Source organism: Myxococcus sp. MxC21-1 (assembly GCF_032612255.1).
Lineage (GTDB): Bacteria > Myxococcota > Myxococcia > Myxococcales > Myxococcaceae > Myxococcus > Myxococcus virescens.
In genome coordinates, this window is sequence record NZ_CP123278.1 from 8,722,350 (window position 1) to 8,745,622 (window position 23,273).

Below are 23,273 nucleotides of genomic sequence, written 5' to 3' on the forward strand. Positions count from 1 at the left end.
CTCACGCGCCCTGAGGCAGCTTCAAGCGCGCGCGGCAGCCCTTGCCCTCGGGGCGGTTCTCCAGACGCAGGCTGCCCCCGTGGGCCTCCGCGATTTGCCGGCTGAGCGCCAGGCCGATGCCGCTGCCCTGGGGCTTGGTGGTGAAGAAGGGCACGAAGAGGTTGCCCGTGTCCGTCATGCCGGGGCCCTCGTCCTCCACCCAGACCTCCACCGCGCCCGGCGACAGCACGGCCCACGACACCCAGACGTCCCCCGCGGCCTCCGGCGCGGACAGCACCGCGTCCACCGCGTTGCGCACCAGGTTGATGAGCAACTGCTCCAGCTGGTCCACGTCGCCCCGCAGCACCAACCCGGGGCCCGCGCGCACGCCCACCTTCCGGCGCTTCTCCAGCGCGGCCACCCGGCGCACCCACGCGTCCACCTCCACGGCGCCCAGCGTCGGAGGCGGCAACCGCGCGAGGCTGGCGTAGGCGGACATGAAGCGTGCCAGGGATTGGGAGCGACGGGCGACGATGCCCAGTCCGCTCTTCGCGTCCTCTTCCCAGTCGGACGGACGCGGCGCCATGAGCAACGTGTCGCGCAGCGCCTCCGCGATGGAGCCGATGGGCGCCAGCGAGTTGTTGATTTCGTGGCTCAACACCCGCACCAGCCGTTGCCAGGCCTCGCGCTCTTGCTCACGCAATGCCAGCCGCAGGTCCGCGAGCACCACCAACTGGTGCGGCAGGCCGCCCTGCCGGAAGGAGCCTCGCCGCAGCTCGTAGGGGCCGCCCTCCTCCGCGAAGGAGCGCGTCAGCCTGCGAGGCACGTCGCCCTCCAGCAGGTCCGTCAGGCCCAGGGCTCCGGCGCCCTTGCCCACCAACTGCGAGCGTGACGCGCCCAGCAGCCGCTCGCCCGCGCGGTTCACCAGCCGCAGCGTGCCCGCCACGTCGAAGGCCAGCACGCCGACGTCAATCTCCTCCATCACCTGCTCCAGGAGCGCGCCCGCCTCCAGCACGCCCAGCCGCTGCTCACGCAGGGTGTCCCCCAGCGCGTTCACCTCCAGCAGCACCTCGCCCAGCGCGTCCCCCGCCCGCGCGCCCCGGCCGCGCACGGAGTAGTCCCCTTCACGCAGCGCGGCCAACAGGTTGGCCACCGCGTGCAGCGGCCGCATCACCCGTTCGCGCACCAGCAGGCCCACGCCCAGGAAGGTGCCCACCACCAGGGAGGTCAGCGTCCACTGCACCTTGGAAGAGAAGTCCCCCAACCACACCAGCACGAGCGCGGCCACCGAACCCGGCAGGCCCGCGAGCCACGCGAGCCCGAGCACCTGCAGGTCATGCGGCGGTGGCCGGCGCTCCTCGCTCACCGAGCGCCCTTGATGCCGTAGTACTGGAGCCGCCGGTACAGCGCGCTGCGCGACAGCCCCAGTCCCTTCGCCGCCTCGCTCACGTTGCCTTCGTGCCGCGCCAGCGCCCGCTCGATGAGGTAGCGCTCCACCTCCTCCAGCGTCATCTCCTCCAGCCGCGTCATGCCCTCACGGCCGGCCCGCTTGAGCAGCAGGTCCTCCTGCGTCACCTCGTCACCCGACGCCATCAGCATCGCGCGCTCCACGGCGTGCTCCAGCTCGCGCACGTTGCCCGGCCACGCATAGGCCAGCAGGGCCTCCAGCGCCTCCGAGGACAGCCGGACGTTGGGCCTGCCGTAGCGCCGGCCCTGTTCGGCCAGGAAGTGCGCGGCCAGCAGCGGGATGTCCTCGCGACGCTCGCGCAGGGGCGGCAGCTGCACCTCCACCGTGTTGAGGCGGTACAGCAAATCTTCCCGGAAGCGGCCCTCCGCCACCGCCCGTGACAGGTCCACGTTGGTGGCGCTCACCACGCGCACGTCCACCCGCCGCGTCTTCGACGAGCCCACCGGGTGCAGTTCGCCCGTCTGGAGCACGCGCAGCAGCTTGGCCTGCTGCGACAGCGGCATGTTGCCAATCTCGTCCAGGAAGAGCGTGCCGCCGTCCGCCAGCTCGAAGCAGCCGATGCGGTCCGTCTTCGCGTCCGTGAAGGCGCCCTTCACGTGGCCGAACAGCTCGCTCTCGAAGACGCCTTCGGACAGGCCGCCTGAGTTGACCGCGACGAAGGCCCGCTCGGAGCGCGTGGAGCCCCCATGAATCAGCCGAGCCACCACCTCCTTGCCCGTGCCGTGCTCGCCCGTCACCAGCACGTTGGCGCCCGACGGCGCCACCCGCTCGATGAGCCGCCGCACCGGCTGCATGGACCGCGACTCGGACACCATGGCGAGCTGATTGCCCTGCCCCCGGCGCAGGTGTTGGTTCTCCTCCTCCAGCCGGCGGCTGCGCTTCAGCGCCCGGCGCAGCTCCAACTGGGTGCGCAGCGTGGCCAGCAGGCGCGTGTTGTCCCAGGGCTTCTGCACATAGTCGCGAGCACCGGCGCGCATGGCCTCCACCGCGCCCTCCACGCTGCCCCACGCCGTCATCACCACCACCGGCAGGGATGCATCCTGCGCGCGGATGCGGCCAAGCAGGTCGATGCCCTCCTGCCCGGACGTGGTGTCGCGCGCGTAGTTCAGGTCCATCAGGACCAGGTCCACGTCCTCGGCCTCCAGCGTGGCGAGCGCACCCGCGGGCGACTGCGAGGTGACGACGGTGAGTCCGTCCCGCTTGAGGAGCAGCCGGAGGGCCTCCAGGACGTCCGCCTGGTCGTCGGCGACGAGGACACACGGAGGCCGCGCGGCGGCGCTGGGGGGATTCGGGAGGGGGGGCGCGGATTCAGACACGGGGGACACCAATAGGGGGGAATGTGCCAGAAACAACCGGCGGCGGTCGCGCGGGTTGTGGGCGGCCAGGGACCTCAGGCGCCCTGCAACCAACCATCCGCGAGCTGGATGACGCGGTGGCCGTAGGCGGCGTTCGCCTCCGAGTGCGTCACCTGGATGATGGTGGTGCCGTCCCGGTTGAGGCCCTGGAAGACCTCCATGATTTGCTTCGCCTGCTGCGAATGGAGGTTGCCCGTGGGCTCGTCCGCCAGCAGCACCTTGGGGTTGGCGATGAGCGCCCGGGCGATGCCCACGAGCTGCTGCTGCCCACCGGAGAGCTGCGAGGGGAAGAGGTCCTTCTTCCCCACGAGCTGGAAGCGGTCCAGCATGTCGCCCACCAGGGCCTCGCGCTCGCCGCGCTTGAGGTCGCGGTAGGACAGCGGCACCTCCAGGTTCTCCGCCACCGTCAGGTTGTCCAGCAGGTGGTACTGCTGGAACACGAAGCCGATGGTGCGCCGGGAAAGCTCCCCGCGCGCCTTGGGCTTCATGGCATGTACCGCCTGGCCATCCAGCAGGTACTCGCCCGTCCAGTCCACGTCCAGCATGCCCAGGATGGAGAGCAGCGTGGACTTGCCCGCGCCCGACGGCCCCATCAGCGTGACGAACTCGCCCGGCTGGATGTCCAGGTCGATGCGGCGCAGCACCCAGGCCCGGCCGCCAGCCAGGGGGTAGGACTTCTCGACGTTCCTCAGGGAGATGAGCGGAGATGGCATGTCCGTCTCAGCGGCGTTGCTCGTCCTGGACGATGCGGCCGTCGAAGAGGCTCACCGTGCGGGTGGCCACGCGCGCGTGCGCCGGGTCGTGCGTCACCATGCAGATGGTGGCGCCGCCCTTGTGGAGCTCCGTCAAGAGCTGCATCACCGCCTCGCCGTTCTTCGAGTCCAGGTTACCCGTGGGCTCGTCCGCCAGGAGGATGAGCGGGTCGCCCGCCACCGCGCGCGCCACCGCCACGCGCTGCTGCTGACCACCGGAGAGCTGCCCCGGCATGTGACGGGCCCGGTGCGCCATGCCCACCTTCTCCAGCGCGCGCTCCACCCGCTGCTTTCGCTCGGCGGCGGGCATGCCCCGGTACGTCAGCGGCAGCTCCACGTTCTCGAACACCGTCAGGTCGCCGATGAGGTTGAAGCTCTGGAAGATGAAGCCGATGTGCCGGTTGCGCACCAGCGCCCGGTCCGTCGCGGACAGGTCCAACACGCTGCGCCCGTCCAACAGGTAGGCCCCGCGCGTCGCCGTGTCCAGCAGCCCCAGCACCGCCAGCAACGTGGACTTGCCCGAGCCCGACGGGCCGACAATCGCCACCCACTCTCCCTTGCGCACGTTGAGGTGGATGTTGGAGAGCGCGTGCGTCTCCACGTCCTCGGTCTCGAAAACCTTGGTCAGTCCGTCCAGGTGGATGAGCGCCTTGCCGGGCTCCGCGCCCGCGTCCTCCTGCGCCACCGCGCCTTCCGGGGAAGCAGCCGTCTTCGTGTCGTTCGTCATCATCGCTGACCCACCCGCTCCACCGCGTTCCACGCGGTCATGTCTGAAGTCTCCATCGGGCTACTCCGCTCGCAGGGCGATGGCCGGGTCCACCCGCGTGGCCCGGCGCGCCGGAAGCCAGGCGGCCAGCACGGCCACCGTGCCCAGCAGCAACGCCACGCCCACGAAGGTCCACCCGTCGTACGCCGCCACCCCATACAGCATTGCATCCAACAGCCGCGCCAATCCCAGCGACAGCCCCAGGCCCAGCACCACGCCCAGCGCGGTGAGCCTCAGTCCCTGCCCCAGCACCAGCGTCAGCACGCGGGTCCGCGAGGCCCCCAACGCCATGCGGATGCCCATCTCCCGCGTGCGCTGCGCCACCGAGTAGCCGATGACGCCGGAGATGCCGAGCGCCGCCAGCAGCAGCGCCGTGCCCGCGAACAGGCCCATCAGCAGCGCCGACACCGGCGGGAGCTGATGGACTCATCCACCAGCCGCGTCAGCGGCGCCACCGCGTACAACGCCAGGTTGCCATCCACGGCCCGCAGTTCCGCTTCGATGGCGGTGCGCAGCGCCTCCGGGCTACCGCCGGACTTCGCCCGGACCGCGAGCGACAGGAAGGGTGTGGGCACCTTCGCCGCCGGGTAGTACGCGGCGGGCCGCGCGGGCGTATCCAGGCCCCATTCGCGCACGTCGTCCACGATGCCCACCACGGTGGTCCACTGCGCCGCGTCCCAGTGCAGCTTCAACCGCTGGCCCAGCGCATCCCCCTGGGGCCAGTAGAGGTCCGCGAAGGTCTTGTTGATGACCACCTGCCAGGGCGCGTCCGGCCCCTCCGTCCCGTCTCCCTCCAGGAGGTGCCCCTGGCGCGGGGTGACGCGCAGCGTACGCAGGTAACCCGGGCTGACGGCGCGGAACTCCACCGCGGGCCAGACCTCACCCGGCGCCTGCGGCCGTCCCTCGATGTCGAAGCTGCTGTCCGAGCGCCCTCCCAGCGGCAGCAGGTTGGTGACCCCCACGGCCTCCACACCCGGGAGCGACTGGAGCCGACCCAACAGCTCCCGCTGGAAGGCCACCTTGTGTGCCGCGTCCGGGTAGCGCGCGGAGGGCAGCACGAGCTTGCCCGTGAGTACGCCCTCGGGCGTGAAGCCCGCGTCCACCGCGCGCAGGGCCAGGAAGCTCTTGGTGAACAGCCCCGCGCCCACCAGGAGCACCAGCGCCACCGCGACCTGCCCCACCACCAGCCCCGCGCGCATCCGGCCCGAACCCTGGCCCTCCGTGCCCCGGCTGCCCTCGCGCATGGCGACGCTCAAGTCCTCCCGGCTGCCATGCAGCGCCGGACCGAGCCCGAAGAGCACGCCCGTGAGGAGGCTCACGCCCATGGTGAACACCAGCGGCCGCGCATCCAGCCGCACCTGGCTCGCGCGAGGCAGCGCCTCTCCCACCAGCGCCACCAACGCGTCCGTGCCCCACAGCGCCAGCAGCATCCCCAACACCCCGCCCGCCAGGGACAGCACCAGGCTCTCGGTGAGGAACTGCGCCACCAGCCGGCCCCGGCTCGCCCCCAGCGCGGCGCGGATGGACACCTCGCGTCCGCGCGCCGCCATCCGGGCCAACAGCAGGTTGGCCACGCTGCTGCACGCCGCCAGCAGCACGAAGCCCACCGCGCCCAGCAGCAGCCACAGCGTGCCGCGCACGTTGCCCACGACCTTTTCGTCCAGCGACGTCACCGAGAAGGACCAACCCACCTTCCGGTACCGCGAGGGACGGCCTCCTCCATCTCCAGCCCCACGCGCGCCAGTCCGTGCGCGCCGCGTCCTGCGTCACGCCGGGCTTCAACCGCCCCACCACCGACAGGAACCGGGCGCCGCGCTGGTCCTCCTGCCGCTGTGCCTCCGTGGGCACGAAGGGCACGTACATCTCCGCCCAGGCGGGGTAGGCCACCCCGGCGGGCAACACACCCACCACCGTGTACGGCTCGCCGTCGAGCTGCATCGTCTGGCCCAGCACCTGCGCGTCCCGGGCGAAGTGCACGCGCCACGCCGTGTCGGTGAGCACCACCACCCGCTCACGCCCCTGGACGGCCTCCGCCTCCGTGAAGGCGCGGCCGAGCACCGGCGACACGCCCAGCGTGGCGAAGAAGGACGGCGTGGCCACCACCGCGGCGAGCTGCTGGGGGTGTCCCTGCCCGTGAGCGTCAGGTTGCCGCCCCGGTAGGCCGCCACCGACTCGAAGGCGCGCGACAGCGTCGCCAGGTCGAAGTACTCCGGCACGGACAGGGAGATGTCCTCGAGCCCGGCCTGCGCGATGTTCCCCTGGAGGTGCACCACCCGCTCGGGCTCCGAGAAGGGCGGCGGCGTGAGGAGCACCCCGTTCACCACGCTGAAGACGGCGCTGTTGGCGCCAATCCCCAGCGCCAGCGCCAGCACCGCCACCAGCGCGAAGCCGGGGCTCTGGCGCAGCGAGCGCAGCGTGTGCCGCACGTCACGGCGAAGTGCGTCCATCATCGCAGCCGCACCCGCTCCACGGCGTCCCACGCGGCCATGTCCGACAACACCACCTGGTCACCTTCTTGAAGGCCCTGCAGCACCTCCACCGCGTTCACCGAACCCCGGCCCAGTTGCACCGGCACGCGGACGGCTTCATCACTGCCCGGCATCAAGCGGAAGAGGGCCATGGTGGCATTGGGCTGCGCGCCAGCCGGGCGCCCCACGGACAGCACGTCGCCCAGCCGCTCCAGCTCCACCGTGCCCTCCACCGTCAAATCCGGCCGCGCGCCGCGGGGCAGCTCCGCGGGCAGCGACACCTCCACGCGCACCGTGCCCTGGCTCGCCGCGGGAGCCACCCGCGCAACCTGGCCTTCCACCACGCCGTTGCGGGTGTCCACCAACGCCTTCAGCCCAGGCTGGATGTCGCGCGCCTGCGTCTCCGCGATGCGCAGCTCCGCCTTCAGCCGCTCCGGCTTCACCACCTTCGCCAGCAGCACACCCGGCGTCACCCACTGCCCCAGCTCCAGCGGCAGGTCCTGGAGCACGCCATCCTCCCCCGCGAGCACCTTCATCGACTCCACCTGCGCGCGGCGGAAGCGGGCCACCGCCTTCAGGCGTTCCACCTGTCCCTGCTGCGCGGTGAGCTGCTCCTTCATGCTGGACGCCACCACCTGGAGCTTCTTGCGCTCCAGCTCCAGGCGACGGCTCAGCTCCGCGGCCTTCTCGCGCGCCTGCTGCATCTCCAGGTCGCCGATGTGTGCCTTCTGGTGAAGGGCCTCGTTCGCGTCGGCGCGGCGTCCCGCCTCGGCGGACTCGTTGATGAGCGACGCCACCATGGCCTCCTGGGCCAGCCGCTGCGTCTCCAGCTCCATGCGCACCTGGATGAGGTCGGCCTCCACGCTGGCCAGCTGGCGCTCGGCCTCCAGGGCCTGGAGCTGCACGTCCGGGTTCGACAGCTCCAACAGGAGCGTGTCCGCCGTCACCGTGGCCCCAGGCCGCACGTGGATGCGCTCCACCCGGCCCGCCGTGTCCGCGGTGAGCCAGCGGATGTACTCCGGCACCAGCGTGCCCGCGCCCTTCACCTGGCGCACCATGGGTCCGCGCTTCACCGTGTCCAACCACACCGAGGCCCGCTCCACCGTGGGCGCCGCCGGGCGCAGCCGTGACAGGCCCACCGTCACCAACAGGAGCACGCAGGCTCCACCGATGGCGAGCACCCAGGGCTTGCGACGCGGCTTCTTGGCTTTGGGAATGTCCACGCCCCTGCCCAGAGCGAGGCGCGTGCCAAAGCCACCTCCCACGCCAACCTCTTGGAATTGCTCGGGGTGAGGGACTGCCTCGTAGAGACCGTGCCCACTTGCGGAAAGTGCCGTCCCAGAAGCGGACAGCGCCCGGAAGGAGGTGGAGGCCCCTGGGGGCGCCAGCGCTAAGGTGCGCGCCCATGCCGGCCTCCCTTCTCGAAGTGTTCCTGGACCATGCACACCGCGCGCCTGAGCGGCCCCTGCTGACGTTCGAGCAGGAGCGCTTCACCTACGGACAGTTCGCCACGCACGTCACGGCCTTCGCCCGGAGCCTCAAGCAGCGCGGGCTCCAGCCGGGGGAGCGGGTGGCGCTCTTCCTGGAGAACAGCGCCCGCTTCGCCATCGCCTACCTGGGCGTGCAGGCCGCGGGCGGCGTGGTGGTGCTGGTCAACACCGCCTACCGGCAGGTGGAGCTGGCCCACATCCTGTCCGACGCGGAGGTCTGCGGCTGCGTCACCGGCGCGGCGGGCGCCGCGGAGCTGGTGCCGCTGCGGGCCCAGCTGCCCTCGCTCCAGTGGCTCATCACCGTGGAGCGCCCCACCACCGCGCTGCCCGAGTCGCTCACGGAGGTCCCCTTCGACACGCTGCTCGCGGAGGGCACCTCCGCCACCGCGCCGCTGGTGATGCCGCGTCCGGAGGACCTGGCGGTGCTGGGCTACACCTCTGGCACCACCGGCCGCTCCAAGGGCGCCATGCTGCTGCACCGCAACCTGCGGGCCAACGTGCGGGCCGTCACCGAGGCGTGGCGGTGGACGGAGCAGGACCGGCTGCTGCTCACCCTGCCGCTGTTCCACACCCACGGCCTGATGGTGGGTCTGCACGGCACGCTGTTCACCGGCGCCAGCGTGGACCTGCGCCGCCGCTTCAACGCCGCCGAGTCCCTGACCGCGCTGCGCGATGACGCCTCGCTCACGATGTTCTTCGGCGTGCCCACCATGTACAGCCGCCTGCTGGAGGAGGCCCGCGCGTCACGCGTGAAGCCGCGCGCGCTGCGCCTGTGGGTGTCCGGCTCGGCGCCGCTCAGTCCCCAGCTCTTCGCGGACATCGAAGCGGAGCTGGGCGCCCGCATCCTGGAGCGCTACGGGATGACGGAGACCCTCATGAACACCACCAACCCCTACGAGGGCGAGCGTCGCCCCGGCACGGTGGGCTTCCCCTACCCCGGCCAGGAGGCCCGCGTGGTGGACGTGCGCACGCGCCAGCCGCTGCCGCGCGGCGAGACGGGCGAAATCGAGGTGCGGGGGCCTCACGTCTTCGCCGGGTACTGGCGCCGCCAGGACGCCACCGCCGAGTCCTTCGACGCGGACGGGTGGTTCCGCACGGGCGACCTGGGGGATGTGGACGCGGACGGCTACCTGCGCATCACCGGGCGGGCACGCGAGCTCATCATCAGCGGCGGCTTCAACGTGTACCCGCGCGAGGTGGAGGAGGTGCTCGCCATGCACCCGGGCGTCGCGGAAGCCGCAGTGCTGGGCCTGCCGGACGCGGACCTGGGCGAGCAGGTGGTGGCCGTGGTGGTGCCTCACGCCGGGGCGACCCCGCCGGAGTCCCAGGCCCTGGTGGACTGGTGCAAGGACCGGCTCGCCAGCTTCAAGAAGCCGCGCCAGGTCGTCTTCACGGATGCGCTGCCGCGCAATGCGTTGGGCAAGGTGCAGAAGCACCTCCTCCGGGCAGCACTGGTGCCACCTGGCACGCGATGAGCCGCGCATCCACCGCACGGTTCCGAACAGACGCCGCGCAATTGCATGGCGTGGGCACCTTGCTGGCCTAGGGTTCGCGCCCAGGACGGAAGGAGCATCGTGTGACGGACACCTCTGAGCGGCCGGACGAACCCGACGCGCGGGTTCCCAGCGGCGTGCCAGGGCTGGACGCGCTCCTGCGCGGCGGCTTTCTTCGCGGAGGCACGTACATCATCACGGGGGCGCCGGGGACGGGGAAGACCATCCTCGGCAACCAGTTCTGCTTCGCCACCGTGGCCCAGGGTGGCCGTGCCATCTACCTCACGGTGCTGGGGGAATCCCACACGCGGATGATGCTGCACTTGCGGAGCATGCGCTTCTTCCACGCGGAGGAGGTCGGCCGCGCGCTGAGCTACGAAAGCGGCTCCGCCGCGCTCAAGGCGGAAGGGCTGGCGGGCCTCAGCAAGCTCATCTTCCGCGCGGTGCGCGAGCATGGCGCCACGGTGCTGGTGGTGGACGGCCTGGTCGCCATGGAGGAGCGCTCCGAGGACCCGCTGAGCTTCCGGGAGTTCCTCCACGGCCTCTGCGTCCACAACGCGCTCGCGGGCTGCACCACGCTGCTGCTCACCGGGCAGCGCGGCGACCCGTCCGACCCACGCTACGCCATGGTGGACGGCGTCGTCGCCCTGGCCCAGGAGCGCGTGGGCGTGAAGTCGGTGCGCCTGGCCGAGGTGACGAAGTTCCGCGGCGGCCCCCAGGTCCCCGGCCGTCACGGCTTCGAGATTTCCGACAACGGCCTGTCCATCCATCCCCGCATCGAAGCCCTCCACACGCGGCTGCCCACGCGCATGCCCTCGACGGACGCGCGGCTCGCCTTCGGCATCCCCGCGCTGGACGAGATGCTCTCCGGCGGCCTGGTGCGGGATTCGTCCACGCTGGTGGCGGGCCCGCCCGGCTGCGGCAAGACGCAGCTGGGGCTGCACTTCCTGGCGGAGGGCGCGCGCCGACAAGAGCCCGGGCTGTACCTCGGCTTCGTGGAGCCGCCGGCCCGGCTGGTCAACAAGGCGGAGCGGCTGGGGCTGGGCTTGGGCGCACACGTGGAAGCGGGCCGGGTCCACCTGGAGTCGCGCGTGGCGGCGGAGACGCAGCCGGACGCGCTGGCCGAGGAGCTGTTCGGGTGGGTGAAACGACACGGCATCCAGCGGCTGGTGCTGGACGGACTGGAGTCCTTCTGTCAGGAACTCACGGACTCCGAGCGCACGCCCCGCTTCCTCGCCGCCCTCATGCACGAACTGCTCAACCTGGGCGTCACCCCGCTGGTCCTCCAGCAGACGCGCGCGCTCGTCGCACCGGAGGCGGACGCGCGGCTGGACGTGGAGGCGCTCGTCGACAACGTCCTGGTGCTGCGGATGGTGGCGCTGCGCTCGCGGAACTACCGCGTGCTCTCCGTGCTGAAGGCGCGGGAGAGCGACCACGACACGGCCCAGCGCCTGTTCTCCATGACGCCTCGGGGCATCGAAGTCGCGGCGGACAGCGAGAGCGCGGAGGCCCTCTTCAGCGGGCAGCCCCCGTCCCACGCGGCGCCCCCGCGGAAGCCGAAACGCAAGACAGGGAGCAAACCGGTCCGGCGCGGCAAGCCGTCCCGGCGTGGGGGGCGTGGCGTATGAAGCGGCTTCTCATCGTGGACGACGAGCTGGCCATCGTCGAGGCGCTCCAGGACATCCTGTCCGTGGAGGGCTACGACGTCGACACCGCCTTCAACGGCGCCGAAGGTCTGCACCGCATGGCGGACGCGAAGCCGGACCTGGTGCTGCTGGACTTGATGATGCCCGTCATGGACGGCCGGGAGATGCTGCGCCGCATGCGCGAGGACGACGGCCTGCGAGGCATCCCCGTGGTGGTGATGAGCGCCGGCCGCATCTCCGAAGAGGAGCGCCGCTCCAGCGCGCGCTTCCTCGCCAAGCCCTTCGAGCTGGACGTGCTGCTCGACACCATCGCCGAGCTGCTCGTCGAGCCCCAGCCCAGCGCCTAGGCCGGCGTCCCGCGGAAGAGGGTGTCGCGGTAGTACTGCAGCTCCGAGATGCTGGCGCGCACGTCCGCCAGGGCGGTGTGCCCGCTGGGCGCCTTGCGCGGCTCCACCAGGTTCGGATACCAGGCGCGCGTCAACACCTTGAGGCTCGTCACGTCCACCATGCGGTAGTGCAGGTAGCGCTCCAGCAGCGGCATGTAGCGGATGAGGAAGCGCCGGTCGGTGTGGATGGAGTTGCCGGCGAGGATGCCCTCGCCCAGGGCGCAGTGCTCGGTGACGAGCGCCATGACATCCCGCTCCGCCACGCGCAGCGAGGTGTTGGAGGCACGCACCTTCTCCAGGAGCCCGTTGCGGGTGTGCATCTCCCGGACGACGGGCTCCATGCGCAGGAGCACCTCCTCCGGCTGCCAGATGACGCGCTCAATCTCCGCGAGGGGCCGCAAATCCGGACCGGTGATGATGACGCCCACCTCGATGATGGAACACGTCTCCGGGTCCAGCCCGGTCATCTCCAGGTCCAGCCACACGAAGCGCTGCTCACTCGAAATCATGCGGCGGACCCTACCAGCCCGCGCGTGTGCCCGGGGTGCTCATTGCTCCACGTCCGTGTGGACATCCACATCCGAAGCCAGCGTCCGGTGCACCGGGCAGCGGTCCGCGATGGCCACCAGCGCCGCGCGCTGCGCGTCCGTCAGCGGGCCCTCCAGCTTCACCGTTCGTTGCAGCCGGTCCATCTTCCCGTCCTTCGTCTCGCACTCCTCGCACGCCTTCACGTGCACCTTCTCGTGGCTCAGCCGCACGTGGACATGCTCCAGCGGCCAGCCCTTGCGCGCCGCGTAGAGTCGCAGCGTCATCGCGGTACACGCCCCCAGCGCGGCCGTCAGCAGTCCGTAGGGCGTGGGGCCGGTGTCCTCGCCGCCCACCGACAGCGGCTCATCCGAGCGCAGCCGGTGCGCCCCCACGCGGATGTCCTGGGCGAAGCGGCCCTCACCCGCCTCGTGGACCTCCACCACGCCCGGGGGCAGGGGCGCCTCACGCTCCCGCACCGGTGTCACCTGCCGCGCGGCCCACACCCCCAGCACGTCGGCAGCGTGACCCGCGTCCGCGTCGTGGGACAGGAAGTGGTCCGCGCCCTCCAGCAGCATCAGGCTGGCCGGGCGGCGGGCCATGGCCATCCACCGCCGGGCGTGTTCGAGCGGCACGTACCGGTCCGCCGGCGCCTGCAGCACCAGCAGCTCGCCCGGAAAGGCGTTCAGCGCCCGCCGCAGGTGCGCCTCGTCGATGTCCTGGAGGAAGCGGCGCGTGAGGCGCAGACGGCCCGGCCCGAAGTCGAGCTCGCCCTCACCCGCCTCCCGCGCGGTGGAAGACAGCCGTTCGAGCAACGGTCCACCGCCCACCGGCGCATTCACCAGCGCCAGCGCGGCCACCTCCGAAAGCCTGGGCAGCGCAGCGACCGCCGCCGTGCCGCCCAGGCTGTGCCCCACCAGCAGGCGCACCGGCGGGTAGCGATCCCGAAGCCACGCCGCCGCGGCCTCCACCGCCTCCACCGAGGGCACCGTGTCCGGCCGCGTCCCAGCAGCCGCCGGCGCGGTGAAGTCCAGCGACAGCACCGCGAAGCCGCGGGCCACCAGCGAATGGGCCAGCCGGGAGGGTGCCGGTGATGGCCCCAGGCACGCGAAGCACCCCACCCGCACCGCGCTGGCCACGGGCCTGCCGGGTGGCAGGTCCAGCCGCGCCGTCACCACCGAGCCCTCCGCGCCTCGCAGCACCACGTCCCGTGCGCCCATGCGTCACAACTCCACTTCGCACTCAGCCGTCCACAGGCCATCCGCGCCCTGGGACACCCGCGTGTCCACCAGCGACACGCCCCGCACGTCTCGCGCAAAGGGGTGGCGCTCCCGGTCCAACGGCTCACCGAAGGCGTGGCCGAAGAGGCGCGTGCCGTCCATGCGCACCGCGAAGCACCGGAAGCACAGGCGGCGCGCCGCCATCTTGTGGACGATGGCGCGCAGCCAGTCCGCCAGCAGCCGCTCCGGCGCCGTCGCCTCGCACACCAGCTCCACCTCCTCGCGCACCTCCACCGACGCGGGGTCCACGACCAGCGCGCACAGCGCCACCGCGGCCTGCTCGAAGGACTCCTCCAGCGAGCGCCCCCGCCCCCGCACCACGCGCTCCGAGCCGCGGGTGAGGTGCTCCCACCGAGGCATCGCCTCGCGCGCCGCCGACGCCTGCCCCGTCTCCATGACGCCTCCTTCGTTGGTGTGTCCCGACGCCAGATTCACGTACGCGCCTCCGCGCCGACTCCGCCGAGGAAGCGGAGGAACCACGCGGCCGCCTGGCGGGCCACCTGCTCCAGCGCGCCGGGCTCCTCGAAGAGGTGCGTGGCTCCTGGGATGATTTGGATGCCCTTCAGGCCCTCCATCCGCGCGAGTGACGCCTCGTTCAGCTCCAGCACGCCCACGTCCTGCCCGCCGACGAGCAGCAGCGTGGGCGCCTGCACGCGGGGCAACACCGGTCCGGCCAGGTCGGGCCGCCCGCCACGCGACACCACGGCGTGGATGAGGTCCGGATGCAGGGCCGCCGCGACGAGCGCCGCCGCGGCGCCGGTGCTGGAGCCGAAGTAGCCCATGCGCAGCACGGCCAGCGCCGGCTGCCGCTGCGCCCATTCCGTCACCGCCGCCAACCGCCGGGCGAGGAACGGGATGTCGAAGCGCAGCTCCCCGGTGCGCGCGTCCTCCACCTCCTCCGCTTCGCTCAACAGGTCGAACAGCAGCGTGGCCAGCCCCTGCGCGCGCAGCGCACGCGCCACCGCGCGGTTGCGGGGACTGAAGCGACTGCTGCCGCTGCCATGGGCGAAGATGACCAGACCTCGCGCGCCGTCCGGGATGCCAAGGCTGCCGCCCAGCACCACGTCGCCCACCTGAACCTGCACCTCCCGGACGTCCGGGTCCGTATTTCCTTCCTGCCACATGTCGTCCGTGCCTCCTTGGTCTCTCGTCACATCCAGAAGCCGCCCAGGTCCGTGGACTCGAGGACCTCGCGCGGCTGCACGGGCTCCCGGGCGCGCACGAGCAACTGCCGCAGCTCCACGTCCGGCAACGGCCGGTAATCGTCATAGGCCTCCGACACGTCGCGCATCGCGGGCAGCACCTCCACGCAATGCACCGCGTCCGCTTCCGGGCGCACCCGGGCCAGCCCATGCGGGGTCCCCACGGGGACGCCCAGCACCAACCGGGCCGGGTGTTGCCGCCGCAGCACCTGGAGCGCGGCCATGGCCGTGGCGCCCGACACCAGCCCGTCATCCACCAGCAGCACCGTGAAACCACCCATCGCGGGCTCCGAGGTGCCCCGCAACCGCTGGACCTGACTGTCCACTTCCGAAGCCTCCGCCCGCGCCAGGCTCCGGGCCTCCACCTCCGGCAGGCCCAGGCCCCGCAGCGCGTCCTGGTCCAGGTAGATGCCGCCCCCTTCCGACACCGCGCCCAGCACCGTCATCCGGCCCGGCACGTCAATCCGGCGGGAGACCCAGACGTCCAGTGGCGCCTCCAACGCGTGGGCCACCTCGTACGCCACGCGGAGCCCGCCTCGCGCCAGGCCCAGCACACGCACCTCGCCACCCCGGTAGGGCAACAGCCGCGCCGCCAGCCGGCGGCCCGCATCTGCTCGGTCCCGAAAGCGCATTGCGTCCTTCCTCCTCCCCTCAAGGAAGTCACGGGGCGCGCGGCTGGCGGCGGAGGGCCATGCGGGGGCCGTCCCGGAGGGATGCTCGCGGGGGACCGCCGAGGACGCGCCGTCCGACCGGCAGGCGCGCTAGGGTGCGGCCCATGGACCCTGTCCTCCTTGTTGGCACGGCGAGCCCCCACCTGGGACGCGCGCTCGGGCAAGCCCTGGGCGTCGCGCCCGCTGACTGCCACTTCGAACGTTTCCCCGACGGGGAAATGCACGTCGAGGTGCCCGAGCAGGTGCGAGGCCGCACCGTCATCCTGGTGCAGTCCACGACGCCCCCGCGGGCGAGCACCTGCTGGAGCTGCTGCTGATGGCGGACGCGTGCTGGCGCATGGGGGCCGCCCGCCTGGAAGCCGTGGTGCCCTACCTGGGCTACGCACGACAGGACCGGCGCGCCGGCCAGGGGAGCCCCTGGGCGGCCGGCTGGTGGCAGACCTGCTGTCACAGGGCCGCTTCGCGCGCGTGCTGGTGGTGGACCTGCACAGCCCCGCGCTGGAAGGCTGCTTCGGCGCGCCGCTGGAGCACCTCACCGCGCTGCCGCTGCTGGCGGACGCGCTGCGCGAGCACGTCACCGACACCTCCGTGGTGGTGGCGCCGGACCTGGGCGCGGTGAAGCGCGCGGAGGCCCTGGCGCGGCTGCTGGACCGGCCGTGGGCGGTGATTCACAAGGTGCGGCTGAGCGGGGACGAGGTCCACGCCAGCGGGCTGATGGGCGAGGTGCGGGGACGCCGCCCGATTCTGGTGGATGACATGGTGTCCACCGGTGGCACCCTGGCCGCCGCTGCGGGCACCCTGCGCGCCGCGGGCTGCGTGGAGGACTTCACGGTGGCGACGACCCACGCCCTGCTGGTGGGCCCCGCCGTGGAGCGCCTGCGCACCTTGCCGCTCACCCGGCTGGTGAGCACTGACAGCGTGGAGCCTGTCCTGGGGCTGCCGTTCCAACACCAGGTGGTGACGCTCGCGCCCCTGGTGGCCCGGGCCCTGCGGCCCTGACAGCCAGCGGACACTTCCGAGCACACCTGGCCCGGAGGGTGAAAGGCGTCACGGACACCGAGACGGGGCGGGCTGCCACCTCTGGGATACGACCGTGCGTCGGTCCGTTGTAGCGCGTCTCTTGCCTGACGCGATGAATCCGGGAGTGGAGGAGACGGAGCAGTACCTGAAGCGGAGGTTTCTTCGAGGGCTCGACGTCGGCATCCACTGCACTGACTTTCACAAAGGACGAGACACCGGCTCCTCGGATGCCCCTAGCACCCCGCGCCCGCCGAAAAAGCCGACGGGGCGCCGTCCTGGCGGTCAGCCGGGACACAAGAAGCACGAGCGAAGTCTCTTGCCGCCCGAAGCCGTTGTCATGGGCCGCGCCAATAGAGGAGCAGAGCTGACGGGCTCCCTCGTGAGGCCAACCGCATCCCTTTGTTTTGGGAAAGAGAGCGTGAGACCGCGCCGGCCCGGAGCTGCGCCGGGCCGGCGCGTGTGACATCAGGGGTCGCGGAACGTCGTGTTCGCGACGATGCCGGGGAGCGTCAGTCCCGAGGCCGAGGAGCGCACGAGATGGAAGGCGCCATCGGCGTCACGAGCGATGAGGTCATCGTCGCCATCGCCGTCCACGTCCGCGACGAAGAAGCGGTTGGCGTCGTTCCAGGCGTCCGCGTCCGTCAAGTAGCTGCTGGAGAGCAGAGTCACCAGGGACAAAGCACCCGCGTTGGCGTTCAGCGCGCCGAGCCCACCACCAGCGAACCTCAACACGAGGTCGTCGTCGCCGTCCCCATCGTAGTCGGCGGCAAAGATGCGGTTGCCGAGCCCCCATCCGTTTGCGTCCGAGAACGTGGTGCTCCCGTAAAGCAACGGCATCCAGACCAACTGCGTTCCGTTCGAGCGCAGCGCATTGAAGTCACCGCCACCGTTCCGGGTGATGAGGTCATCCTTTCCGTCACCGTCGTAGTCGGCCACGAAGAAGCGCAGCCCGCTGTTCCAGTTGTTGGCATCAGAAAGCATGGTGGTTGCGAGGGCGGGGACGCTCGTGAGCGTGGTGCCGTTCGAGCGAAGTCCCACGAACTCCCCACTCGGGTGGCGCGCCACGAGGTCGTCGTCGCCGTCCTCGTCGTAATCCATGACCCAGAAACGGTTGCCCGTACCCCAGCCGTTGGCGTCCGAGTAGGTCGTGCCCGTCAGGAGGGGACCCGCGTTGACAAAGTGGGTGCGCTCGGAGCGTAGGGCGGAGAACTCTCCAGCAGCGTTTCGGATGACGAGGTCGTCGTCGCCATCCCCGTCGTAGTCCGCGACAAAGAAGCGGTGCTCCTCGTTCCAGCCATGACGGTCCGACAGGGCCGTCGTCATGAGATCTCCGAGCGCGCGGGTGAAGGTTCCCGCGTTGGCGACGTAGGCGAAGAACTCGCCGCCCGGGCCACGGATAACGAGGTCGTCGTCCCCATCCCCGTCATAGTCCATCGTGAAGAAGCGATTGCCCATGGGATATGCAGGAACCGGGTACATCTGATGGGTAGCCGCGATGTCCCCGTCGCTCAGGCCAATACGTTGCCCGATGATCGCTCCGGGGGTCAGCACAGTGATGGTCGGCAGGTCATTGCGGGAGAAATCGTGGGTGCCGTAATGCATGATGGAGCCGTAATCGTAAGCCCCCACGTCATCGCCATCAGCGATGTGCTGATCGAAGGCGTACTCCAGCCCCACTCTGACGTTGCTCAGATTGATGGTCACGAAGCTGTTGCGGTCCTCGCGGCTGTGCTCATGCCAGAAGCCGAGGGCATGGCCAATCTCGTGAATCGCATTCCCCGTGGTGCACCCGACCGTTAGGTTGATGAACTGCTGTCCTCCCCGCTTACCGACGGGAGAGTTGCATGCGGTGGCGTGAGGCTGGAACGTGACGAAGTCCGGGAAGAGCGCCGCATTGCTGGCATCCCGCAGGATGAACCGGACGTTGGTCCGTTCCTGCCAATGCCGGATGGCGGTGGTCACCCGGGCCTGATTCGTCAGGCCCGCGTCGATGGTGAATGGCACCAGCGCGCCAGGCCAGCGGTAGCCAGCACCGGTGATGGCCACGCCCTGGGCGGTCACCTCCGCTGGGCTCTTGGGCAGCTCGGAGACCGCGCCCAGAATGATGTCCCCTTGGAAGACGGCGAGACCATCAACCGTCGCGTACTTCAGTTCGGTTGGAGCGGAGTTCGTTCCAATGCGCAGATAGGTGACGCCCTTGGGAGCATCGGTAGGGACCCAACGACTCTCCGCCTCGGATTCGGAGCCGATAATCGCGGGGACGGCGGGCTCGGAGGCGCTGCAGCCCGTCAATAGGGCAGTCGTGGAGAGGAGCAGGCGGAGCGAAGTCCGTCTGCGCGCGCAGGCTGAAATATCAATCATGACGAAAAAACCCCAACTCACTGTAAATGCAAACCAAACAAGGACACCCGAAAATGCGAGCCGCCTACGACAGACAGATTTTCGGACATCACCGGCATGGAGCGCCGGCAATCAATCGACTATAGGCGGAACCGGGCTTACCTACCAACAACGCAATCGCGGCATCATGGGTGCGTCAAAACTCGCATCATGACGATCGAGCGGCGCGCGTGACGAACCGCAAGCCCCGCCCTCGGTTTTGATGCGCGTATGAAATTGCGCCCCAATGGCGCACTCAATCGACGAGGAGCAGGTCCGAGGGTTTCTCACCGAGGCGTTCGAGGAGGACCTGCACGTCAAGCGCATCGTCTCCCTCGTGCACGCGACGCTGGGTGCGGTGCAGGCCACGTCCCTTTCCGTCGCCGCCATCGGCAAGGCTATGGCGTGGGCGCGCGGCGAAGACATCAGTCCCAAGCACGCCGTGAAGCAGGTGGACCGGCTGCTCTCCAACGGGGGGTGTCGAGTTCGAGAAACTCTTCCCCTCCTGGGTGCGCTTCGTCCTGGCCGAGCGCCAGGAGGCCGTCATCGCGCTGGACTGGACGGACTTCGAGGCGGACGACCAGGAGACACTGGTGGCCAGCCTCGTCACCCGGCACGGCCGCTCCACGCCCCTCATGTGGACGACGCTGGTGAAGTCCGCCGCCAAGGGGAACCGACAGTTGGCCGAGGACCTGATGCTCGAGCGGCTGCGCGCGTGGATTGGCCCCAAGGTACAGGTAACCATTCTGACGGACCGGGGCTTCGCCGACATCGAGTTGTATGCCCTGCTCGACAAGTTGGGCTTCCACTACATCGTGCGCTTCCGCTCGGACGTACGCGTCACGGCGGAAGGCGGCGAGTCGAAGCTGCCGCGTGAGTGGGTACCGGCGGGTGGGCGGGCGAAGATGCTGAGGGGCGCACTGGTGACAGCGGCAAAGAGGCCGGTGAATGCGGTGGTGTGCGTGCAGCGCAAGGGTATGAAGGAGGCGTGGTGCCTGGCGACAAGCTTCGAGGAGGGCACCGCCCAGGAAGTCATGGACGCGTACGGCCGCCGCTTCACGACGGAGGAGACGTTTCGCGACGTGAAAGACTTGAAGTTCGGCATGGGACTGAAGGAGGTGCGCGTCAGCACGCCCGAGCGGCGTGACAAGCTGCTGCTCATCTCCGCCCTCGCCCAGGCGCTGCTGACGCTGCTGGGCGCCGCCGGGGAGTCGCTCGGCTACGACAAGCAACTGAAGGCGAACACAGCCAAGAAGCGCACCCACTCTCTCTTCACCCAGGGCGCCTACTACTTCATGGCTATGCCGAGGATGAGCGACGCGCGCCTGTTGCCGCTGGTGGAGCGCTTCAACCAACTGCTGCGCGAACACGCCGTCTTTCAGCAAGCCTTCGGCTACATCTAATTCAGATGGGGGATACCTCAGCCCTGGCACCCCGCGCCCGCCAAAAAGCCGATGGGGCGCCGTCCTGGCGGTCAGCCGGGACACAAGACGCACGAGCGAAGTCCCTTGCCGCCCGAGGCCGTTGTCATGGGCCGCTCCAATGGAGGCGCAGCGCCGACAGGCTCCCGCGCGAGGCCGACCGCGTCCCTTTGTTTTGGGAAAGGGAGCATGAGACAGCGCCGACCCGGAGCTGCGCCGGGCCGGCGCGTGTGACATCAGGGGTCGCGGAACGTCGTGTTCGCGACGATGCCAGGGAGCGTCAGTCCCGAGGCCGAGGAGCGCACGAGATGGAAAGCGCCGGCGGAGTCGCGAGCAACGAGGTCATCGTCGCCATCGCCATCCACGTCCGCGACGAAGAAGCGATTGGCGTCGTTCCAGTTATCCACGTCCGACATGTAGCTGGTGGAGAGCAGGGTCACCAGGGACAAAGCACCCGCGCTGGAGTTCAGCGCGAGGAACCCACCACCGGCGAGCCTCAACACGAGGTCGTCGTCGCCGTCCCCATCGTAGTCCGCGGCATAGATGCGGTTGCCGGGTACCCATCCATTTGCGTCCGAGAACACGGTGTTCCCGTACAGCAACGACATCCAAACCAGCTGCGTGCCGTTCGAGCGCAGCGCGTTGAAGTCACCGCCAGCGTTCCGGGTGATGAGGTCATCCTTTCCGTCACCGTCGTAGTCGGCCACGAAGAAGCGCAGCCCGCTGTTCCAGTCATTGGCATCAGAAAGCATGGTGATTGAGAGGGCGGGGACGCTCGTGAGCGTAGTGCCGTTCGAGCGAAGTCCCACGAACTCCCCACTCGGGTGGCGCGCCACGAGGTCGTCGTCGCCGTCCCCATCGTAATCCATGACCCAGAAACGGTTGCCCGTGCTCCAACCGTTGGCGTCCGAGTAGGTCGTGCCCGTCAGGAGGGGGCCCGCGCTGACGAAGTGGGTGCGCTCGGAGCGCAGGGCGGAGAACTCTCCACCAGCATTGCGGAGGATGAGATCGTCGTCGCCGTCCCCGTCGTAGTCCGCGACGAAGAAACGGTGCTCCTCGTTCCAGCCATGACGGTCCGACAGGTTCGTCGTCATGAGATCTCCGAGCGCGCGGGTGAAGGTGCCCGCGTTGGCGACGTAAGCAAAGAACTCGCCGCCCGGGCCACGGATGACGAGGTCGTCATCCCCATCCCCGTCATAGTCCATCGTGAAGAAGCGATTGCCCACGGCATATGTAGGAACCGGGTACAGCAACTGGGCAGCGGCAATGTCCCCATCGCTCAAGCCACTACGTTGCCCGATGGTAACTCCGGGGGTCAGCACCTGGATGGTCGGCAGGCCATTGCGAGAGAAAGCGTGGGTGCCGTAATGCATGATGGAGCCGTAGTCATAGTCCCCCACGTCATCGCCATCAGAGATGTGCTGACCGAAGTTGTGCTCCAACCCCACTTCGACGTTGCTCAGATTGATGGTCACGAAGCTGTTGCGGTCCTCGCGGCTTTGCTCGTGCCAAAAGCCGAGGGCATGGCCAATCTCGTGAATCGTGTTTCCAGTGCTGCAACCTGCCGCCAGGGTAACGAACTGCTGTCCTCCCTGCCTCCCAACGTGGGCACTGCATCCAGTGCCGGGCTGGAACGTGACGAAGTCCGGGAAGAGCGCCGCATTGCTCGCATCCCGCAGGATGAACCGGACGTTGGTCCGTTCCTGCCAGTGTCGAATGGCGGTGGTCACCCGGGCCTGATCCGTCAGGCCCGCGTCGATGGTGAATGGCACCAGTGCGCTGGGCCAGCGGTAGCCGACACCGGTGATGGCCACGCCCTGAGCGGTCACCTCCGCCGGACTTTTTGGGAGTTCGGAGACCGCGCCCAGGATGATGTCTCCCTGGAAGACGGCGAGACCATCAACCGTCGCGTACTTCAGTTCAGTTGGAGCGGAGTTCGTTCCGATGCGCAGGTAGGTGACTCCCTCGGGAGCATCGGTGGGGACCCAACGACTCTCCGCCTCGGCTTCGGAGTCGATAGTCGTGGAAACGGCGGGCTCGGAGGCGCTGCAGCCCGCCAACATGGCAGTGGTGGAGAGGAGCAGGCGTAGCGAAGTCCGCCTGCGCGAGCAGGCTGAAATGTCAATCATGGCGAAAAAACCCCGACCTACTGTAAAAACAAGCCAAACAATGGCACCCGCGACACGAGCCGCCTACGACAGACGGAATGCCAAGCATCGCTAACACGGAGCGCCAGCGAGCGGCTAACCATAGACGAAACCAGAATCGCCTATCAACCACTCAATCACTGCATCACAGACGCATCGAAATCGCATCATGACGATCGAGCGATGCGCGTGACAAGCCGCAAGCTCCGCCCTCATGCCTGATGCGCGTAGGAAATTACGTCCAAATGGTGCACCCAATCGCTCAAAGCAACACCTGCTGCAGCTTGACTGATGGGGACTCGCACTCCAATGCCTTCCGGGGGCGCCGATTCAGGATGAGCGACACCGCACCCAACGACCTCTGAGTGAACGTCTAGACGTGCGCTCCACCAGGGAAGTGCTGTCGAAGGATCCGGTTGGTGTTTTCGTTCGTCCCACGCCGCCAGGGATTCCGTGGCCCTCAGAAGCAAATAGAGAAGCCGGTCGCCATCGCGAGCGCTCGGCGCTTCGACAGTTCCGTTCCGCTGTCCCAGGTCAGAAAGTGCCGCAACTCCCAGGGCAACTTGAGAACTGCCTGCGGCAGAGAGCGGACGATGCTGGCGCCATCCTTGCCGGCAACCTTCACACGCATCGCGAAGCAAGAGTGTCGCTCAAAAAGCGTGGCGATGTGACTGTCATTCGCGCCAGCGAGCAAATCCACTTCCCAGCGCCCCGACTCCGCTCTGCCCCCCTCCTCTCGTGGCCTATCGCGAATCGACGCCGTGTCACGGATTTGGCCGCGTTTCCAGCCAGCCGCCATCGCCAACTTCGAACGCCTCATCTTCT

18 protein-coding genes and 3 pseudogenes are annotated in these 23,273 nt (G+C 69.6%); 5 read left to right on the forward strand and 16 right to left on the reverse strand.

Going from position 1 to position 23,273, the window contains the following annotated elements; translation table 11 throughout:
• Position 1 precedes the first annotated feature (1 nt).
• From QEG98_RS39315 to QEG98_RS39355, 8 genes and pseudogenes are all read right to left on the reverse strand, one after another.
• Positions 2 to 1,345, reverse strand: coding sequence for a sensor histidine kinase (locus QEG98_RS39315; protein ID WP_316564989.1), 1,344 nt, complete (start codon positions 1,343 to 1,345; stop codon positions 2 to 4).
• Positions 1,342 to 2,775, reverse strand: a complete 1,434-nt coding sequence (locus tag QEG98_RS39320; RefSeq protein WP_316564990.1) for a sigma-54 dependent transcriptional regulator — start codon at positions 2,773 to 2,775, stop codon at positions 1,342 to 1,344. Before QEG98_RS39320 ends, QEG98_RS39315 begins: the two co-directional genes overlap by 4 nt.
• Before the next feature lie 62 nt (positions 2,776 to 2,837).
• Positions 2,838 to 3,515 carry an ABC transporter ATP-binding protein gene (locus tag QEG98_RS39325; protein ID WP_011557063.1) on the reverse strand — a complete coding sequence of 226 codons (678 nt, stop codon included), beginning with the start codon at positions 3,513 to 3,515 and terminating at the stop codon, positions 2,838 to 2,840.
• A gap of 7 nt (positions 3,516 to 3,522) precedes the next feature.
• Entirely contained in the window at positions 3,523 to 4,284 is a 762-nt protein-coding gene (locus QEG98_RS39330) for an ABC transporter ATP-binding protein (protein WP_020478064.1), read from the reverse strand.
• 57 nt (positions 4,285 to 4,341) lie between these two features.
• Entirely contained in the window at positions 4,342 to 4,728 is a 387-nt protein-coding gene (locus QEG98_RS39335) for an FtsX-like permease family protein (RefSeq protein ID WP_316564991.1), read from the reverse strand.
• Entirely contained in the window at positions 4,713 to 5,993 is a 1,281-nt protein-coding gene (locus QEG98_RS39340) for an FtsX-like permease family protein (protein WP_316564993.1), read from the reverse strand. Before QEG98_RS39340 ends, QEG98_RS39335 begins: the two co-directional genes overlap by 16 nt.
• A gap of 124 nt (positions 5,994 to 6,117) precedes the next feature.
• Positions 6,118 to 6,423: pseudogene (locus QEG98_RS39345) on the reverse strand (ABC transporter permease); the annotation flags it as partial.
• Between the two features lie 343 nt (positions 6,424 to 6,766).
• Positions 6,767 to 8,011 carry an HlyD family secretion protein gene (locus tag QEG98_RS39355; protein WP_316564994.1) on the reverse strand — a complete coding sequence of 415 codons (1,245 nt, stop codon included), beginning with the start codon at positions 8,009 to 8,011 and terminating at the stop codon, positions 6,767 to 6,769.
• 182 nt (positions 8,012 to 8,193) lie between these two features.
• Here QEG98_RS39355 and QEG98_RS39360 point away from each other — a divergent pair, with 182 nt between their 5' ends.
• From QEG98_RS39360 to QEG98_RS39370, 3 genes are all read left to right on the forward strand, one after another.
• A complete protein-coding gene (locus QEG98_RS39360) occupies positions 8,194 to 9,753 on the forward strand; it encodes an AMP-binding protein (RefSeq protein WP_316564995.1) in 1,560 nt (519 codons plus the stop codon).
• A gap of 101 nt (positions 9,754 to 9,854) precedes the next feature.
• Complete coding sequence (locus QEG98_RS39365; RefSeq protein WP_316564996.1) at positions 9,855 to 11,399, forward strand: ATPase domain-containing protein; 1,545 nt, start codon at positions 9,855 to 9,857, stop codon at positions 11,397 to 11,399.
• On the forward strand, positions 11,396 to 11,764 hold the full coding sequence (locus tag QEG98_RS39370; protein WP_316564997.1) for a response regulator: 369 nt from the start codon (positions 11,396 to 11,398) through the stop codon (positions 11,762 to 11,764). The genes QEG98_RS39365 and QEG98_RS39370 overlap by 4 nt, the downstream gene beginning before the upstream one ends.
• Here QEG98_RS39370 and orn read toward each other — a convergent pair.
• The 5 genes from orn to QEG98_RS39395 are packed head-to-tail and all read right to left on the reverse strand — an operon-like array spanning position 11,761 to position 15,442.
• Positions 11,761 to 12,312 (reverse strand): oligoribonuclease, encoded by a 552-nt coding sequence (gene orn, locus QEG98_RS39375; protein ID WP_090493768.1) that lies wholly within the window; start codon positions 12,310 to 12,312, stop codon positions 11,761 to 11,763. The genes QEG98_RS39370 and orn overlap by 4 nt on opposite strands.
• Positions 12,313 to 12,351: 39 nt before the next feature.
• Positions 12,352 to 13,548 carry an alpha/beta fold hydrolase gene (locus QEG98_RS39380; RefSeq protein WP_316564998.1) on the reverse strand — a complete coding sequence of 399 codons (1,197 nt, stop codon included), beginning with the start codon at positions 13,546 to 13,548 and terminating at the stop codon, positions 12,352 to 12,354.
• 3 nt (positions 13,549 to 13,551) lie between these two features.
• Positions 13,552 to 14,043: an archease gene (locus QEG98_RS39385; protein ID WP_090493772.1), complete on the reverse strand. Its 492-nt coding sequence runs from the start codon at positions 14,041 to 14,043 to the stop codon at positions 13,552 to 13,554.
• Positions 14,040 to 14,732, reverse strand: a complete 693-nt coding sequence (locus QEG98_RS39390) for a dienelactone hydrolase family protein (protein ID WP_316564999.1) — start codon at positions 14,730 to 14,732, stop codon at positions 14,040 to 14,042. The genes QEG98_RS39385 and QEG98_RS39390 overlap by 4 nt, the downstream gene beginning before the upstream one ends.
• A 26-nt stretch (positions 14,733 to 14,758) precedes the next feature.
• On the reverse strand, positions 14,759 to 15,442 hold the full coding sequence (locus tag QEG98_RS39395; protein ID WP_316565000.1) for a phosphoribosyltransferase: 684 nt from the start codon (positions 15,440 to 15,442) through the stop codon (positions 14,759 to 14,761).
• A gap of 134 nt (positions 15,443 to 15,576) precedes the next feature.
• Here QEG98_RS39395 and QEG98_RS39400 point away from each other — a divergent pair.
• Positions 15,577 to 16,480 (forward strand): annotated as a pseudogene (locus tag QEG98_RS39400) (ribose-phosphate diphosphokinase).
• Between the two features lie 486 nt (positions 16,481 to 16,966).
• Here the strand turns inward: QEG98_RS39400 and QEG98_RS39410 are convergent.
• Positions 16,967 to 18,862, reverse strand: coding sequence for a M12 family metallopeptidase (locus QEG98_RS39410; RefSeq protein ID WP_316565001.1), 1,896 nt, complete (start codon positions 18,860 to 18,862; stop codon positions 16,967 to 16,969).
• Positions 18,863 to 19,127: 265 nt separating this feature from the next.
• Here QEG98_RS39410 and QEG98_RS39415 point away from each other — a divergent pair.
• Positions 19,128 to 20,283: pseudogene (locus tag QEG98_RS39415) on the forward strand (IS4 family transposase).
• Between the two features lie 254 nt (positions 20,284 to 20,537).
• On the opposite strand, the gene QEG98_RS39420 reads toward QEG98_RS39415, so the two are convergent.
• Together QEG98_RS39420 and QEG98_RS39425 are read right to left on the reverse strand one after the other, a co-directional pair.
• The gene (locus QEG98_RS39420; protein ID WP_316565002.1) at positions 20,538 to 22,430 is read right to left on the reverse strand and encodes a M12 family metallopeptidase; all 1,893 of its coding nucleotides are present in this window, start codon (positions 22,428 to 22,430) and stop codon (positions 20,538 to 20,540) included.
• 478 nt (positions 22,431 to 22,908) lie between these two features.
• Positions 22,909 to 23,148 (reverse strand): hypothetical protein, encoded by a 240-nt coding sequence (locus QEG98_RS39425; RefSeq protein ID WP_316565003.1) that lies wholly within the window; start codon positions 23,146 to 23,148, stop codon positions 22,909 to 22,911.
• Between the last annotated feature and the right edge of the window lie 125 nt (positions 23,149 to 23,273).

What these genes read in the sequence shown, in the direction of transcription:
- QEG98_RS39395 (WP_316565000.1), bottom strand. Translation starts at nt 15,442, where the DNA reads ATGCGCTTTCGGGACCGAGCAGATGCGGGCCGCCGGCTGGCGGCGCGG.
- QEG98_RS39390 (WP_316564999.1), bottom strand. Translation starts at nt 14,732, where the DNA reads ATGTGGCAGGAAGGAAATACGGACCCGGACGTCCGGGAGGTGCAGGTT.
- orn (WP_090493768.1), bottom strand. Translation starts at nt 12,312, where the DNA reads ATGATTTCGAGTGAGCAGCGCTTCGTGTGGCTGGACCTGGAGATGACC.
- QEG98_RS39380 (WP_316564998.1), bottom strand. Translation starts at nt 13,548, where the DNA reads ATGGGCGCACGGGACGTGGTGCTGCGAGGCGCGGAGGGCTCGGTGGTG.
- QEG98_RS39370 (WP_316564997.1), top strand. Translation starts at nt 11,396, where the DNA reads ATGAAGCGGCTTCTCATCGTGGACGACGAGCTGGCCATCGTCGAGGCG.
- QEG98_RS39410 (WP_316565001.1), bottom strand. Translation starts at nt 18,862, where the DNA reads ATGATTGATATTTCAGCCTGCGCGCGCAGACGGACTTCGCTCCGCCTG.
- QEG98_RS39325 (WP_011557063.1), bottom strand. Translation starts at nt 3,515, where the DNA reads ATGCCATCTCCGCTCATCTCCCTGAGGAACGTCGAGAAGTCCTACCCC.
- QEG98_RS39330 (WP_020478064.1), bottom strand. Translation starts at nt 4,284, where the DNA reads ATGATGACGAACGACACGAAGACGGCTGCTTCCCCGGAAGGCGCGGTG.
- QEG98_RS39360 (WP_316564995.1), top strand. Translation starts at nt 8,194, where the DNA reads ATGCCGGCCTCCCTTCTCGAAGTGTTCCTGGACCATGCACACCGCGCG.
- QEG98_RS39420 (WP_316565002.1), bottom strand. Translation starts at nt 22,430, where the DNA reads ATGATTGACATTTCAGCCTGCTCGCGCAGGCGGACTTCGCTACGCCTG.